Here is a 14,704-nt window from a genome sequence, read left to right as displayed (position 1 = left end):
CGGCCCGGACGGAGTAACGCTGGTGGCATGACCGCATCGACGACCGCCGTGGGTCGTGTCACCAGCGAGCACCGGGGCCAAGGCCGCTTCCTGCTCCGCTTCGAGCTGCGGCTGCCGCACCCCTACGAGCCGGTCTGGGCGGCGCTCGCCACCGCCGAGGGACTGCGCGGCTGGCTGGCCGCCGCCGACCGGTTCGAACGCCGGATCGGCGGCCAGGTCGCCCTTCGCCTGCGCGGCACCGGCGCCCCCGTCCCGGGCCGGGTCACCGCCTGGGACGTGGAACACGTCGCCGAGTACACCCTCGCCGAGCACGGCCGGATCCGCTTCCTGCTGGAGCCCGCCGGGCCCGGGGCGACCGTGGTCCGCTTCACCAACGAACGCGACGGCACGGACGCCGACCGGCTCGACGCCCTCGCCGACTGGCACGACCACTTCGAGCGCCTCGCCCGGGCCCTCGACGGGCACCCCACGGACTGGGACGCGTGGACGGGGGAGCGCCGGGCCGAGCTGCGCGCCCACTACGCGGGCACGCCCTGAGACCTCGGACCCCTCGCGCGCCGGCCCGTGGGACCGCCGCGGTTCCGCTCTTCGGGGACCCCGCGGTTCAGCTCTTCGGGTCGTCCTTGTCCTTGTTCTCGTCGTTCTTGTCGTCCGCTTCCCGGTCCTTGCCGCCGTCGGCCCGCTCGTCGCGCAGGGACCGCAGGAACTCCGGGTTGTCGTCCGGCGCCACCCAGCGGGTCCGGCCGCCGCCCCCGAAGCCGCCGCCGTAGCCCCCGCCGCCCGCGGCGGCCCGCTTCTTGCCCGCGAACAGCCACACCACCGGGCCGACGATCGAGAACAGCAGGATGATGATCACCCACACCACCTTCGGCAGGTGCTTGACCTCTTCCTCGGGCGTGTGCAGACAGTCGATGAACGCGTAGATCGTCAGCGCGATGACCAGCAGGAAGGGCAGATAGCGCAGCACGGTGTGGGACCGACCCCCAGGCAGTGGGCGAGGCAAGGACGGGGGCCGCGGCGGCCCCCGGTGACCTCTCCAGGGTAGTGCGTGCCCGATACTTGGCCGCATGGCTTACGACGATCTCCGCTCGCTGCTCCGGGCTCTGGAGCGGGAGGGCGACCTCAAGCGCATCAAGGCCGAAGTCGACCCGTACCTGGAGGTCGGGGAGATCGTCGACAGAGTGAACAAGGCCGGCGGCCCGGCCCTGCTCTTCGAGAACGTCAAGGGCTCCGACATGCCTCTGGCGATGAACGTCTTCGGCACCGACCGGCGCCTCCTGAAGGCCCTCGGACTGAAGTCGTACGCCGAGATCAGCGAGAAGATCGGCGGGCTGCTCAAGCCGGAGCTGCCGCAGGGCTTCATCGGGGTCCGCGAGGCCTTCGGCAAGCTCGGCTCGATGGTCCACGTGCCGCCGAAGAAGGTGAAGGGCGACTCCGCCCCCGTCCAGGAGGTCGTCCTCACCGGCGACGACGTGGACCTCGACCGGCTGCCGGCGCTCTTCACCTGGCCCAAGGACGGCGGCTCCTTCTTCAACCTGGGCCTCACCCACACCAAGCATCCGGAGACCGGGGTCCGCAACCTCGGCCTCTACCGCCTCCAGCGCCACGACAAGCGCACCATCGGCATGCACTGGCAGATCCACAAGGACAGCCGCAACCACTACGCGGTCGCCGCCAAACGCGGCGAGCGGCTGCCGGTCGCGATCGCCTTCGGCTGCCCGCCGGCCGTCACGTACGCGTCGACCGCGCCGCTGCCCGGCGACATCGACGAGTACCTGTTCGCGGGCTTCGTCGCGGGCAAGCGGATCGAGATGGTCGACTGCAAGACCGTGCCGCTCCAGGTCCCGGCCAACGCCGAGGTCGTCATCGAGGGCTGGCTGGAGCCGGGCGAGACGCTCCCCGAAGGCCCCTTCGGCGACCACACCGGCTTCTACACCCCGCAGGAGCCCTTCCCGGCCCTGACCATCGACTGCGTCACCATGCGCAAGCGGCCGCTGATTCAGTCGATCGTGGTCGGCCGGCCGCCGACCGAGGACGGCCCGCTGGGCCGCGCGACGGAGCGTTTCTTCCTCCCGCTCCTCAAGATCATCGTGCCGGACATCGTGGACTACCACCTGCCCGAGTCGGGCGGCTTCCACAACTGCGCGATCGTCTCGATCGACAAGAAGTACCCCAAGCACGCGCAGAAGGTCATGCACGCCATCTGGGGCGCCCACATGATGTCGCTGACCAAGCTGATCATCGTGGTGGACGCCGACTGCGACGTGCACGACCTGCACGAGGTGTCGTGGCGGGCCCTGGGCAACACCGACTACGCCCGCGACCTGACCGTGGTCGAGGGCCCGGTGGACCACCTGGACCACGCCTCGTACCAGCAGTTCTGGGGCGGCAAGGCGGGCATCGACGCCACCAAGAAGCTCCCCGAGGAGGGCTACACCCGCGACGGCGGCTGGCCGGACATGGTGGAGTCGGACCCGGCTACGGCGGCCCTCGTGGACCGCCGCTGGAAGGAATACGGACTGTGAGCCCCACCGACGGCGGACCTGCCGACAGCGGCCCCGCCCTGTTCATCGGCACCGACAGCGGCTACGTCGCCCTGGTGCGCCCCGCGCTCGACCCGGCGGATCCGGAGCTCCGGGCCGCCGCCGCCGAGGCGGGCGTCAGCCCCGAGGAGTTCGCGGGACCCGGCGACGTCTGGGCCGTCCTCGTCGAGAGCGACGGCGAGGGCGACGGCTTTGAGCTGCCCGGCGTGCGCGACCGCGAGCCCGCGGACTTCGCGGAACAGCTGCGGGCCGAGCTGGCCGGCGCGGCAGGAGCGGACGCCCGGCCGTTCACCGTGGACGGCGGCAGCGTGCTGCGGCTGGACGCCCACCCCGCCGGGGCCGGCGCGTACCGCTTCACGGCGCACGTCACCCTGCCCGAGGCGGACGGCGACACCGCGGCCGAGCTGACCGTGGAGACGGGCCCGGTGCCCGCCGACGAGCTGCTGGCCGACCTCGACGACTTCCTCCGGAGCCTCGCATGATGACCACCGCCGACGGGGTCGTCGGGCCCGGCCCCGCGCCGCGCGCCGACAACAAGGTGCGGGCCTTCCTGCGGCTGGTGATGATCGAGCACTCGGTCTTCGCGCTGCCCTTCGCCTACATCGCGGCGCTGACCGCGATGTTCCAGCTGGACCGCGAGGTCCACTGGACGAAGCTGCTGCTGGTGACGGTGGCGATGGTGGGCCTGCGGACCTTCGCGATGGCCTGCAACCGGATCATCGACCGCGAGATCGACGCCCGCAATCCGCGTACCGCCTCCCGCGAGCTGGTCACCGGCGCGGTGTCGGTGCGCTCGGCGTGGACCGGTGCGGGTGTCGCCGTCGCCGTCTTCCTGGGGGCCGCGGCCTTGCTGAACCCGCTGTGCCTGGCGCTCGCGCCGGTCGCCGTGGTGCCGATGGTGGTCTACCCGTACGGGAAGCGGTTCACGAACTTCCCGCACGCGATCCTGGGGCTGGCCCAGGCGATGGGCCCGGTGGGCGCCTGGCTCGCGATCACCGGCGAGTGGTCCTGGGACGCGGTGGTCCTGGGCCTGGCGGTCGGCGTGTGGATCGGCGGCTTCGACCTGATCTTCGCCTGCCAGGACGTGCGGGCGGACCGCGCCGAGGGCGTCATGTCGGTGCCGGCCCGCTTCGGCGTCCCGGCCGCCCTGTGGGGGGCGCGCGCCTGCCACGCCGTCACGATGGCGCTGTTCGTCGGGTACGCGCTGGCCACCGACGCCGGTCCGCTGTTCTGGGTGGGCCTGCTGCTCGTCGCGGCAGCCTTCCTCTACGAGCACACGATCGTCACCCCGCACGACCTGTCCCGCCTGAACCGGGCGTTCTTCACGGTGAACGGTTTCATCGGGATGGCCCTGTTCGTCTTCGCGCTGGCCGACCTGGTGGTGCGGGGGCTGGGCCGGTAGCCCGATCGGGCGAGGGTCACACGGTCTGACGGGCACCCGCGTCAAGCTCCGGTCGAGGGTGGCCGGATACCCTCGGACCCATGACTGACGGCAAGCGGACCCCCTGGGTGGTCGGGGTGTCCGGGGCTTCCGGTACGCCGTACGCGGCGGCGGTGCTGCGCGGACTGCTGGCGGCCGGGGAGAGCGTCGACCTCGTGGTCAGCCGCGCCTCGCGGCTCACCCTGCTGGACGAGACCGGGATCGCCTTCCGGGACGCGCACTGGCGTGACGACCTGGCCCGGTGGCTGGCGCGCGGCGCCGACGGAACCGCCGACACCTTCCGCGACGTCCCGTTGGAGGACGTACGGCACTGGGCTGCGGGGGACCTCGCGGCCGGGCCGAGCAGTGGCTCGTACGCGGTGAAGGGGATGCTGATCGTGCCCGCTTCCACCGCGTGTGTGGCCGGGGTGGCGCTGGGGCTGTCGAAGGACCTGCTCCAGCGGGCGGCGAGCGTGATGCTCAAGGAGCGGCGCCGGCTGGTGGTCGCGGTGCGGGAGACCCCGCTGAACGGGCAGACGCTGAAGCATCTGGTGACGCTGGACGAGGCGGGCGCCGTGGTGCTGCCCGCCTCTCCGGCGTTCTACGCGGGGGCGACGCACATCCAGGATCTGGTGGACTTCGTCGCCGGGCGGGTGCTGGACGCGGCAGGGGTGCCGCACCGGCTGTACCGCCGTTGGGAGGGAGAGCTCGGTGGCTCCCGGCCTCGTGGTTAGCGCTTCTTGGCGCCGCGGGCGTGGACCTTGTCGGCACGCTTGGCGGCTGCGGGCTGGTGGGCACGGGATCGGTTGGCCAGCTCCTGCAGCTGTCGCATGTGAGCGTAGGCCATCTCGATCGTGTACACGGTGAACCACTCCTGAAAGATCGTCTTTGATCTGCTAAAAGATTCACAGGGTGTTGACCCTGTGCGCCTTAGATTCTATACGTAAACTTGCGAGATCGCTGAACAATGGAAGGCTCCAGGCATATGGACTCGGTGGACAGGCAGCTCATCCAGGCACTCAGGGAGAACGGGCGTGCGTCGTACGCCGAGCTCGGACGGCTCGTCGGCCTGTCCGGGCCGAGCGTGACCGACCGCATCAACCGGCTGGAGACGGCCGGTGTGATCACCGGCTACCGCGCGACGGTGGCCGCGGCCGAGCTCGGCCTCGGCGTCACCGCGCTGATCGGCATCTCCCTCTCCGACGCCGCGGACCACGAGGACGTGGCGCGGCGGCTGCGCGACCTCGCCGAGATCGAGGACTGCTGGTTCATCGCCGGCGACGACTCGTTCATGCTCAAGGTGCGCGCCAGTGACGTGGACGGCCTGGAGAAGATCATCCGCAAGCTGTCGGGGACCCGCGGCGTCTCGCGCACCCGGACCACCATCGTGCTCTCCACGAAGTGGGAGAACCGGGTCGGGGAACTTCCCGAAGAGGGCTGAGAGTACGGTGGGTCCGGGTTGCAGGACATCTAGAGGAGGCGACCGGCACATGGACGCTGGGCTCAAGCGCGAGCTGGAGGAGAAGGTCCGCTCCGGCGAGCGGCTGACGCGTGAGGACGGCATCGCCCTCTACGAGTCGGACGACCTGGCCTGGCTGGGCGGCCTCGCCCACGAGGTGCGCACGCGCAAGAACGGCGACGTCGTGCACTTCAACGTCAACCGCCACCTCAACATGACCAACGTGTGCACGGCGTCGTGCGCGTACTGCTCGTTCCAGCGCAAGCCGGGCGAGAAGGACGCGTACACGATGCGCATCGAGGAGGCCGTGCGCCTGGCCAAGACGATGGAGGGCGAGAACCTCACCGAGCTGCACATCGTCAACGGTCTGCACCCGAACCTGCCGTGGCGCTACTACCCGCGCTCGCTCAGCGAGCTGAAGAAGGCGCTGCCGAACGTCTCGCTGAAGGCGTTCACCGCCACCGAGATCCACCACTTCGAGACCATCTCGGGGCTCAGCGCGTCGGAGATCCTGGACGAGCTGATCGAGGCCGGCCTGGAGTCGCTGACCGGCGGCGGTGCCGAGATCTTCGACTGGGAGGTCCGCCAGCACATCGTGGACCACCGCACCCACTGGGAAGACTGGTCGCGCATCCACCGCCTCGCGCACGAGAAGGGGCTCAAGACCCCGGCGACGATGCTCTACGGGCACATCGAGGAGCCGCGCCACCGCGTGGACCACGTGCTGCGGCTGCGCGAGCTCCAGGACGAGACCGGCGGCTTCCAGGTCTTCATCCCGCTGCGGTACCAGCACGACTTCGTGGACATGAAGGACGGCAAGGTCCGCAACAAGCTCCAGGCGCGCACCACGATGGCGACGGGCGCCGAGGCGCTGAAGACCTTCGCGGTCTCGCGGCTGCTCTTCGACAACGTGCCGCACGTGAAGGTGTTCTGGGTGATGCACGGCGTGCAGACCGCCCAGCTCGCGCTCCAGCACGGCGCGGACGACATGGACGGCTCGGTCGTCGAGTACAAGATCACGCACGACGCGGACAACTACGGCACGCCGAACAAGCTGACGCGCGACGACCTGCTGGACCTGATCCGTGAGGCCGGCTTCCGCCCGGTCGAGCGGAACACCCGCTACGAGATCATCCGCGAGTACCCCGGGCCGGACGCCGCGCTGCGCGAGTCGCCGCAGCCGATGCGGCTCTGACCTGCCGCCGCGCCGGTCGTTCCGGTCGTTCCGGTCCTCCGGCGCGCGCCGGTCGTTCCGGTCCGGCCGCACCGTCGAAGCCCCGTTTCCCGTTCTCCGCTCCTGGTCTCCAGGGCGGGCGGGGACGGGGCTTCTTCGCGCCCCATTCACGTCTGGGGGCACTGGCGGAAAGTCGACGGTAATAGATAAACTCGCCCCATGACCCTTACGTTCACTCTCGATCCGGTGATGGACCCCGACCTGCGCGACGGGCTCGTCCGGGTGTGGACCGACGCCTCCAACGCCGGCGGAGCCATCGGCTTCGTACCGCCCGTCACCCCCGACGACATCCGGCCGGAACTCGCCCGGCACCTGGCCGAGATGGGCGCCGGCCGGACCCGGCTGGTCGTCGGGCGCGACGCGCGGGGAGGGGTGGCCGCCGCCGCGTTCCTCGTACCCAACCGGCACGCGCTGCAGCGGCACTGGGTCTGGGCGTTCACGGTCATGGTCGACCCGGCCCGCCAGGGCCGCGGCCACGGCCGCGACCTGATGGCCGCGCTCGCCGACGCCGCCCGCGCGATGCCCGGCATCGAGGCGATCCGGCTGGGCTGCCGCGGCGGCCACGGCCTGGAGCGCTTCTACGCGGCCTGCGGCTACAAGGAGGTCGGCCGGGTGCCGGGCGCGATCCGGGTGGGCCCGGGCGACGACCGCGACGACATCACCATGCTGCTGCCGCTGCACTGACCCGCCGGGCCGCCCGGCCCGCCATGCCCACCCGCGGTCTCGGGTCGGGCCGATGCCGTGCCCGCTTCACGGGGGCGGGGGCGCGCGTGCTTCACTGGACGGGCGGGACCGACGTACCAATGAAGAGAGAAGGCGTGCCGTGGCCCTCAAGGCGAGCGCAACCGTCCGCTACACGACCATGCGGCTGGGCATCTTCTTCGGATGCCTGATCGCCGTCCTCGGGCTGGTGCAGCTGGAAGTGCTGCCGGCCGCGATCGGCGACTCCAACTACATCTGGGTCGTCCTGCTGGCGCTCGTGCTCTCCGCCCCGCTCTCCTTCGTCCTCCTGCGCAAGCAGCGCGACGAGATGTCGGTGCAGATCAGCCCCGCGGTCGACGACTTCAAGGGCATGCTGGCCGGCAACCGCAACCAGGAGGACGACGCCGACGACGCGGCGCGCACCCGCTCCTGAGCCGCGTTCCGCCTCCTGGGCCGCGTTCCGCCTCCTGGGTCGGCCGCCCGCGTCGTACGCCCGCCCGCGTCCTTCGCCTGCCGGGCCGTCCCTGCTCCCTGAGTCGCCCTCCGCGCCGCACGGGTGCGTAAGGTTCATCACATCTCACACCGCCCCGATGTCGGACATACCGTCCGCCACCGGGGCGGCGGCGTTTCCGGGGCCGTTTTCCGGTGCCCCCGCACACCATCAGCCCAAAGTCAGACTTTGAGATTCTCAAAGGGAAAGTGTTAGCGTTTCAACATGTTGACCGCCGCCGCGCCCCGCCAAGCCAGGAGCACCCTGCTCGTGGCGCGCCTGCACGTCGACCTCTGCCGCCGTGTGTCCGCGGCCTGCTGCTGTCGCTGAAACCTCAGCCCCGCGCGAGTCTGAGTCCGGACCCGTTCCCTCCGCCGCAAGGCCGTATGGCCGAAAGGCCGTCTGGCCGTAAGGCCGTCCGACCGCAAGGCTGGATGGCCGTGAGGGTCGGACCGAAGCGACTCGGCAGCGGTCCCGGCCGGCCGGCCCCCGGCTGCCGCACCGCAAGAACGCCCCGCAGAACCCCCGTCCCCACCCCCGTGCGTCCACTCCGGAGTGTGTCCGTGTCCGCGATACCGAAGCCCGCAGCCCCCGAGGCGGCCCCCAAGGCCGGAGCCTCGTTCAAGTTCCCGTTCTGGGCCCAGATCGTCGCCGGCCTCGTGCTCGGCGTCCTCCTCGGCTGGCTCGCCCGCAGCCAGGACATCGGCTGGCTCTACACCACCCTCGAAAAGGTCGGCGACATCTTCGTCCAGCTGCTGAAGCTGGCCGTCGCCCCGCTCGTGTTCTTCGCGATCCTGGTGTCGATCACCAACCTCCGCAAGGTCAACAACGCCGCGCGGCTGGCCTCCCGCACGCTCCTGTGGTTCATGATCACTTCGCTGATCGCGGTGGGCATCGGCCTCGCCATCGGCCTGCTGACCGACCCGGGCGCGGGCACCGGCCTCACCCCGAAGGACGGCAAGACCCCGGAGCACACCGGCTCCTGGATCGACTTCCTCACCGGCATCGTCCCCTCGGACGTCATCACGCCCTTCACCGAGCTGAACGTCCTGCAGATCGTCTTCATGGCCGCCGTCGCCGGCATCGCCGCCCTCCAGCTCGGCGAGAAGGCCGCCCCGATCCTGACGCTGTCGGAGTCGGTGCTGGAGCTGCTGCAGAAGGCCCTGTGGTGGGTCATCCGCCTCGCCCCGATCGGCACCGTCGGCCTCATCGGCTACGCCATCGCCGACTACGGCTGGGACCTGATCGGCAAGTACGCGACCTTCACCGCGGACGTCTACATCGGCTGCGCGCTCGTGATGTTCGGCGTCTACCCGCTGCTGCTCGCCACCGTCGCCAAGGTCAGCCCGCTCCAGTTCTTCAAGGGCGCCTGGCCCGCCATCCAGCTGGCCTTCGTCTCCCGCTCCTCGGTCGGCACCATGCCCGTCACCCAGAAGGTCACCGAGCGCCTCGGCGTCCCGAAGGAGTACGCGTCCTTCGCCGTCCCGTTCGGCGCGACCACCAAGATGGACGGCTGCGCCGCGATCTACCCGGCGCTCGCCGCGATCTTCATCGCGCAGATCTTCGACGTCCCGCTGGGCGTCGGCGACTACCTGCTGATCGCCTTCGTCTCGGTCGTCGGCTCCGCCGCCACCGCGGGCCTGACGGGCGCCACGGTCATGCTGACGCTGACCCTGTCCACGCTGGGCCTCCCCCTGGAGGGCGTCGGCCTGCTCCTGGCCATCGACCCCATCCTGGACATGATGCGCACCGCCACCAACGTGGCCGGCCAGGCCCTCGTCCCGGTCGTCGTCGCCGCCCGCGAAGGCATCCTCGACAAGGAGGCCTACGCCACCGCCTCGGCCTCCCCGATCGACGAGCCCACGGCCGCCGACCCCGCCCCGAAGGCCGCGGTCCCGGCCACGGCCTGACCCGAGCGCCCGGCCCGGCCGCACTCCGACCGCCGGCCCGTTCCCCGAAGCCCCTCGCCCCCGTCCGGGCGGGGGGCTTCGGCCCGCCCGGCGCGCGCCTCACCGGCCGGCGCCCGCCGGCTCTCGACGACCGTCGTACCTCACGCCGTTCGGACCCGCCGGTCCTAGTCGCCGGAGAAACCGAAGATGCCCAGGTGGGTCGGTCTGCCTGCGGAATAGAGGACGACGTAGTAGCCGGTCCACCGCATCCGGCACTCGCCCAGCAGGCTCCGCTCGTACTCCTCGCCGCTCGCAGCTCCACGGGCCGCAGCGACGAGCCGCTCGTACTGCCCGACCGACGGGCGGTCCGTACCGAAGTGGTGCACCACGCGGCCGAGCGCCAGCGGGCGCAGGGTTCCGTAGTCGGCGGGGGCGAGGCGGGTCGGCGGGTCGTCCGTGGCGACGACCCTGTCGATGTCGAGGATCGTGTGGGTGCCCTCCGACGCCACGAGCTCGTCCTCGTACAGGTCCTCCAGGCTGCGGAAGCGGGCGCCGTCTCCGTACTCCTCCTGGAACACCCCGGCCCGCAAACGCGCCAAGGCCGCCTCGGCATCGCCGTCATACCCGACGACGTAGTCCCAACCGCTGGCCCCCATCGAGCCCCCTCCCCGAAGATGTGAACGGCCGAACGGTAGCGGTGGGCACCGACAGCACCCCCCCGCGCCCCCGCCCTCGCACCGGACCGCGACGGCTGCCGGGCCCGTCCCTCCGGCGCTCTGGTTCCGCAGGGGCTGCCGCCGTCGTCGCCTCAACCGACGCACGCCACCGGTGATCGAGGCAGTACGCGAGCTGGTACCCGCTTGTCCACGAGCGCGACCGGCACGTCTGAGGACCCGCCGGGGTCGTGGCCCCGGACGTGCGGACCGCATCCAACTCCCACGGGGGCGATCCGGTAAGGCCGCGAATCGGTCAGGTGTGGTGCCGTGGTGCGTGTGGTGCGTGTGGTGTGTGGTCGCCGTGGCCGGGGTGTTCGGGGTGTTCGGATTCCGTGCAAGGGGGTGGTCAGGCGGGGTTACCCGTGCGTAGATTACCGGCGGTAACTTGCTCTCGCGTGAGGAGAGGCCCCTTGTCGCACGATCAGAACGCCGCAGTTGCCGCAGGTGGCACATTCGCCGGAGCCGGCGCAGTCGCCGGACCGCCCCGGGCGGACGAGCCCGTGAAGCGGGTGCTGGGCGGGGTGGTGCGGGAGGTGTACGTGCCGCCGCTCGCGGTGGCGCCGGAGGAGGGGTCGCTCGGGGACATCCCGTACACCAACGCCGAACAGGCCCCCGGCGAGGTGGTGCTGTCCAGGAAGACCCCGGAAGGGGGCTGGGCCGACGTCACCGCAGCCGAGTTCGCCGCCGAGGTGACCGCCGTGGCGAAGGGCCTCATTGCGGAGGGCCTCCAGTGGGGCGACCGGATCGCGATCATGGCGCGTACGAGCTACGAGTGGACCCTGCTGGACTTCGCGAGCTGGGCGGCCGGTCTGATCACCGTACCCATCTACCCCACCTCCTCCGCGCTCCAGACCCGCTGGATCATCCACGACTCCGGGGCCGTGGCCTGCGCCGTCGAGGACACCGCGCAGGCCCGCATGATCAGCGGGGAGCGGACGCAGCTCCCCGGGCTGCTGCACCTGTGGGAGTTCGACACGGGGGCCGTGGACCGGCTCAAGCGGGCCGGCGAGCGGGTGCCGACCGCGGTGGTGACCGCGCGGCGGGCGCACACCGGCCCGCAGAGCGTGGCCACCGTCATCTACACGTCCGGGACGACCGGCCGCCCCAAGGGCTGCGTGCTCACCCACGCCAACTTCTTCGCCGAGGTCGACAACGCCATCGAGCTGCTGCACCCCGTCTTCAAGAGCGCGACCACCGAGCCCGCCGCCACCCTGCTCTTCCTGCCGCTCTCCCACGTGTTCGGCCGCATGGTCGCCGTCGGTTGCCTGCGCGCCCGCGTCCGGATCGGGCACGCGGCCAGCATCCAGACCGACGACCTGCTCCGCGACCTGGCGGGCTTCAAACCCACCTTCCTCCTCGCCATCCCGTACGTCCTGGAGAAGGTCTTCAACACCGGGCGCGCCACCGCCGAGAAGATGGGCCGAGCCTCCTCCTTCGACCGGGCCGCCCGCATCGCCCGGGCGTACGGCAGCGCCGTCGAGGCGCGCGAACACGGCACCGGCAAGGGGCCCGGACTCGCACTGCGGGCGGCCCGCGCGCTGTACGACCCGCTCGTCTACCGGCGGATCCGGGCCGCGCTCGGCGGCAAGGTCCGGTACGTGATCAGCGGCGGCTCGCCGCTGGGCCGCCGGCTCGCCGCCTTCTACGCGGGCGCCGGCATCGACGTGTTCGAGGGGTACGGGCTGACCGAGACCACCGCCGCCGCCACCGTCACCCCGCCGCTGCGGCCGCGCCTGGGAACCGTCGGCTGGCCGCTGCCCGGCACGGGCGTACGCATCGCCGACGACGGCGAGGTGCTGCTGCGCGGCGGAAACGTCTTCGGCGGCTACTGGGACGCGGCCCGCGGCGAGGTGGTGCCCGCGACCGGCCCCGACCAGTGGTTCGCCACCGGGGACATCGGGGAGCTCGACACCGACGGGTACCTGACGATCACCGGGCGCAAGAAGGACATCATCATCACGTCCGGCGGCAAGAACGTCGCCCCGGCCCCGCTGGAGGACTGGCTGCGCGCCCACCCGCTCGTCGGGCAGTGCCTCGTGGTCGGCGAGAACCGCCCGTACGTCACCGCGCTCATCACGCTGGAGCCCGACGGGCTGCGGCACTGGCGGCAGATGCACCGCAAACAGGAGGTACGGCTGGCCGAGCTGGTCCGCGACGAGGAGCTGCGGGCCGAACTCCAGCGGGCCGTGGACGAGGCGAACCAGCTGGTGTCCCGGCCCGAGTCGATCCGGCGGTTCGCGGTGCTCGCGACGGACTTCACCGAGGAGCGCGGGCATCTCACGCCGTCCCTGAAGCTTCGGCGCGCGGCCATCGCGCGGGATTTCGGGGCGGAGATCGAGGAGCTGTACCGGGGGGCCGGCGGGCGGTGAGGGGCCGCCGGCCGCCGGTCGCCTGCGGCGGGCGGTGAACGGGGGTGGCCGGGGGCTTCGGGGGGCGGGGTTTCGAGGGGCCGCCTATCGTGGGGCGGGGGCACATCGAGGAGGGTGCCGTGCACCGGTCCCGTTCCCGCGGCGTCGTCCTCTGCGCCGCCGCCGCCGTGCTGCTGGCCGCACCGACCCCCGGACTGCAACCCGCCGCCTTGTCCGCGCCCGGACTGCGACCCGCTGCCTTGTCGGTGCCCGGGGCGCTTTCAGCCTCGCCGGCGTTTGAGGCGCGGGTCCGGGCGGAGCCCGGTGCCCGGCGGAGCCGGGTTGCTCGGGGCTCCGCCCCAAACCCCGCGCCTCAAACGCCGGCGAGGCTGGATGGTGCCCCGATGTCCGCTGCAAGCGTTGGTGGGGCGGGGCTGGGGGTGGCCCCGGGGGGCGCCTCGAGGGGGATCGACTGGGGGGTGTGTGCGGGTGGGGGGCGGGGGATGGAGTGCGGGACGCTTGATGTGCCGCTCGACTACGCCGGCCAGGCGAAGGGCACGGTCCGCCTCGCCCTCGCCCGCATCCCCGCCACCGGCGGCCACCGCCTCGGCTCGCTCCTGCTGAACTTCGGCGGCCCCGGCGCCCCCGGCATCGACACGCTCGCCGCCTCCGCGAACGCGTTCGCCGACCTCGGCGAGGCCTACGACCTGGTGGTCTTCGACCCGCGAGGGATCGGCGGCAGCCAGCCCGTCAGCTGTGGCGGCGCGCTGTCCGCCGACGCGCCCGCGGGCGCCGACGCGGCGGCGCAGCTGGCGGCCCTGCGCGAAGTCGCCCGGCGTTGCGCGCAGCACTCCGGCCCGGTCTTCCCGTACATCGGCACCGTCAACGTGGCCCGGGACATGGACCGGATCCGGCAGGCGGTCGGCGACCGCAAGCTCAACTACCTCGGCTTCTCCTACGGCACCCGGCTCGGCGCGGTGTACGCCGCCCAGTTCCCGCAGCGCACCGGCCGGATGGTCCTCGACGGGGTGGACACCCTCACCGAACCGCTCGCCCAGCAGGCCCTCGTGTCGGCACAGGGCCAGCAGCAGGCCCTCGACAACTTCCTCACCTGGTGCGCCCACCAGCCCGGCTGCGTGTACGGCACCAACACCCGCACCGCGAAGGAGAAGGTCGCGGCCCTCGTCGCCCGCCTCGACCGGCAGCCGCTGGTCGGCGGGGACGGGTCGTACTTCACCGGGCAGGACGTCGTCGACGCCATCGCGCAGGCCCTGTACAGCCGCCACATGTGGCCGCCGCTGGCCCGCGGCCTCGGCATGGTGGAACGCGACGGCGACCCGGTCGGGCTGCTGGAGCTCGGCGGTCCGCTCACCCCGCCCGAGGACGACGGCCACGAGGGCAGCGGCAGACCCGTGCCCGCCGACAACGAGGAGGCGGCCCTGGCCGCCGTCAACTGCGCCGACGACCCGGACCGCGCCACGGACGACAAGGACCCGGCCGCCGTGGAGAAGGAGATCGACGGCCTGGCGGCGGAGTTCACGGCCGCGTCCCGGATCTTCGGGCCGCGCCAGCTGATGACCGTCCTGTCCTGCTACGGCCGCCCGCCCGGCACCGACTTCATCCGGAGGATCGACCGGCCGGGCGCCCCGGGGATGCTGCTGGTCGGCACCCGCGGCGACCCGGCGACCCCGTACCGCTGGACGCAGGAGACGGCCGCCCGGCTCGGTTCGGCGGTGGTGCTGGACTACAAGGGCGAGGGCCACGGCGCGTACCTGGCCTCGGCCTGCGTACGGGAACGGGTCGACGCGTTCCTGGTGGACGGTCGGCTGCCCGGCGGGACCCGCTCCTGCCCGGCCGACGAGTGACCCCGACGACCGCGGATCGCCCCCCGACCGGGCAGCAG

General features: G+C 72.0%; 15 protein-coding genes. 12 read left to right on the top strand and 3 right to left on the bottom strand.

What is annotated here, in order from left to right; all coding sequences use genetic code 11:
- The first annotated feature begins 27 nt into the window (after positions 1–27).
- Complete coding sequence (locus OG764_RS15960; protein ID WP_328969079.1) at positions 28–537, top strand: SRPBCC domain-containing protein; 510 nt, start codon at positions 28–30, stop codon at positions 535–537.
- Between the two features lie 67 nt (positions 538–604).
- On the opposite strand, the gene OG764_RS15955 is transcribed toward OG764_RS15960, so the two are convergent.
- Entirely contained in the window at positions 605–967 is a 363-nt protein-coding gene (locus tag OG764_RS15955) for a PLD nuclease N-terminal domain-containing protein (RefSeq protein ID WP_328969078.1), read from the bottom strand.
- Between the two features lie 100 nt (positions 968–1,067).
- On the opposite strand from OG764_RS15955, the gene OG764_RS15950 reads away from it, so the two are divergent.
- The 4 genes from OG764_RS15950 to OG764_RS15935 all read left to right on the top strand — a co-directional run bounded on the left by OG764_RS15950 (position 1,068) and on the right by OG764_RS15935 (position 4,697).
- Positions 1,068–2,525 (top strand): menaquinone biosynthesis decarboxylase, encoded by a 1,458-nt coding sequence (locus OG764_RS15950; protein ID WP_328969077.1) that lies wholly within the window; start codon positions 1,068–1,070, stop codon positions 2,523–2,525.
- Positions 2,522–3,025, top strand: a complete 504-nt coding sequence (locus OG764_RS15945; protein WP_328969076.1) for a hypothetical protein — start codon at positions 2,522–2,524, stop codon at positions 3,023–3,025. Before OG764_RS15950 ends, OG764_RS15945 begins: the two co-directional genes overlap by 4 nt.
- A complete protein-coding gene (mqnP, locus tag OG764_RS15940; RefSeq protein WP_443056222.1) occupies positions 3,025–3,945 on the top strand; it encodes a menaquinone biosynthesis prenyltransferase MqnP in 921 nt (306 codons plus the stop codon). Before OG764_RS15945 ends, mqnP begins: the two co-directional genes overlap by 1 nt.
- An 80-nt stretch (positions 3,946–4,025) precedes the next feature.
- Positions 4,026–4,697 carry a UbiX family flavin prenyltransferase gene (locus tag OG764_RS15935; RefSeq protein WP_328969074.1) on the top strand — a complete coding sequence of 224 codons (672 nt, stop codon included), beginning with the start codon at positions 4,026–4,028 and terminating at the stop codon, positions 4,695–4,697.
- Here OG764_RS15935 and OG764_RS15930 read toward each other — a convergent pair.
- On the bottom strand, positions 4,694–4,825 hold the full coding sequence (locus OG764_RS15930; RefSeq protein ID WP_328973301.1) for a hypothetical protein: 132 nt from the start codon (positions 4,823–4,825) through the stop codon (positions 4,694–4,696). The two genes, OG764_RS15935 and OG764_RS15930, sit on opposite strands and share 4 nt — an antisense overlap.
- Before the next feature lie 123 nt (positions 4,826–4,948).
- Between OG764_RS15930 and OG764_RS15925 the strand changes: the two genes are divergently transcribed.
- From OG764_RS15925 to OG764_RS15905, 5 genes are all read left to right on the top strand, one after another.
- Positions 4,949–5,404: an Lrp/AsnC family transcriptional regulator gene (locus OG764_RS15925; protein WP_328969073.1), complete on the top strand. Its 456-nt coding sequence runs from the start codon at positions 4,949–4,951 to the stop codon at positions 5,402–5,404.
- A 49-nt stretch (positions 5,405–5,453) separates the two neighbouring features.
- Positions 5,454–6,617 carry an aminofutalosine synthase MqnE gene (mqnE, locus tag OG764_RS15920; RefSeq protein WP_328969072.1) on the top strand — a complete coding sequence of 388 codons (1,164 nt, stop codon included), beginning with the start codon at positions 5,454–5,456 and terminating at the stop codon, positions 6,615–6,617.
- Between the two features lie 198 nt (positions 6,618–6,815).
- Positions 6,816–7,340: a GNAT family N-acetyltransferase gene (locus OG764_RS15915; protein WP_328969071.1), complete on the top strand. Its 525-nt coding sequence runs from the start codon at positions 6,816–6,818 to the stop codon at positions 7,338–7,340.
- 139 nt (positions 7,341–7,479) lie between these two features.
- A complete protein-coding gene (locus tag OG764_RS15910) occupies positions 7,480–7,791 on the top strand; it encodes a DUF4229 domain-containing protein (RefSeq protein ID WP_443055943.1) in 312 nt (103 codons plus the stop codon).
- Positions 7,792–8,420: 629 nt separating this feature from the next.
- Positions 8,421–9,758: a dicarboxylate/amino acid:cation symporter gene (locus tag OG764_RS15905; protein ID WP_328973029.1), complete on the top strand. Its 1,338-nt coding sequence runs from the start codon at positions 8,421–8,423 to the stop codon at positions 9,756–9,758.
- 164 nt (positions 9,759–9,922) lie between these two features.
- Here OG764_RS15905 and OG764_RS15900 read toward each other — a convergent pair whose 3' ends face one another.
- Positions 9,923–10,393: a hypothetical protein gene (locus OG764_RS15900; RefSeq protein ID WP_328969070.1), complete on the bottom strand. Its 471-nt coding sequence runs from the start codon at positions 10,391–10,393 to the stop codon at positions 9,923–9,925.
- Between the two features lie 560 nt (positions 10,394–10,953).
- Here OG764_RS15900 and OG764_RS15895 point away from each other — a divergent pair.
- Both OG764_RS15895 and OG764_RS15890 read left to right on the top strand, forming a co-directional pair.
- Positions 10,954–12,822, top strand: coding sequence for an AMP-dependent synthetase/ligase (locus OG764_RS15895; RefSeq protein ID WP_443056221.1), 1,869 nt, complete (start codon positions 10,954–10,956; stop codon positions 12,820–12,822).
- 482 nt (positions 12,823–13,304) lie between these two features.
- Complete coding sequence (locus OG764_RS15890; RefSeq protein WP_328969069.1) at positions 13,305–14,666, top strand: alpha/beta hydrolase; 1,362 nt, start codon at positions 13,305–13,307, stop codon at positions 14,664–14,666.
- Positions 14,667–14,704: the final 38 nt, after the last annotated feature.

Origin of the sequence: Streptomyces sp. NBC_00239, assembly GCF_036194065.1 — a bacterium.
Classification (GTDB): Bacteria; Actinomycetota; Actinomycetes; order Streptomycetales; family Streptomycetaceae; genus Streptomyces.
Note: the sequence above shows the minus strand (reverse complement) of the source record. Positions and strands in the feature narration are given on the sequence as shown.

What these genes read in the sequence shown, in the direction of transcription:
- OG764_RS15925 (WP_328969073.1), top strand. Translation starts at nt 4,949, where the DNA reads ATGGACTCGGTGGACAGGCAGCTCATCCAGGCACTCAGGGAGAACGGG.
- OG764_RS15950 (WP_328969077.1), top strand. Translation starts at nt 1,068, where the DNA reads ATGGCTTACGACGATCTCCGCTCGCTGCTCCGGGCTCTGGAGCGGGAG.
- OG764_RS15960 (WP_328969079.1), top strand. Translation starts at nt 28, where the DNA reads ATGACCGCATCGACGACCGCCGTGGGTCGTGTCACCAGCGAGCACCGG.
- OG764_RS15890 (WP_328969069.1), top strand. Translation starts at nt 13,305, where the DNA reads ATGGAGTGCGGGACGCTTGATGTGCCGCTCGACTACGCCGGCCAGGCG.
- OG764_RS15935 (WP_328969074.1), top strand. Translation starts at nt 4,026, where the DNA reads ATGACTGACGGCAAGCGGACCCCCTGGGTGGTCGGGGTGTCCGGGGCT.
- OG764_RS15900 (WP_328969070.1), bottom strand. Translation starts at nt 10,393, where the DNA reads ATGGGGGCCAGCGGTTGGGACTACGTCGTCGGGTATGACGGCGATGCC.
- OG764_RS15915 (WP_328969071.1), top strand. Translation starts at nt 6,816, where the DNA reads ATGACCCTTACGTTCACTCTCGATCCGGTGATGGACCCCGACCTGCGC.
- mqnP (WP_443056222.1), top strand. Translation starts at nt 3,025, where the DNA reads ATGACCACCGCCGACGGGGTCGTCGGGCCCGGCCCCGCGCCGCGCGCC.
- mqnE (WP_328969072.1), top strand. Translation starts at nt 5,454, where the DNA reads ATGGACGCTGGGCTCAAGCGCGAGCTGGAGGAGAAGGTCCGCTCCGGC.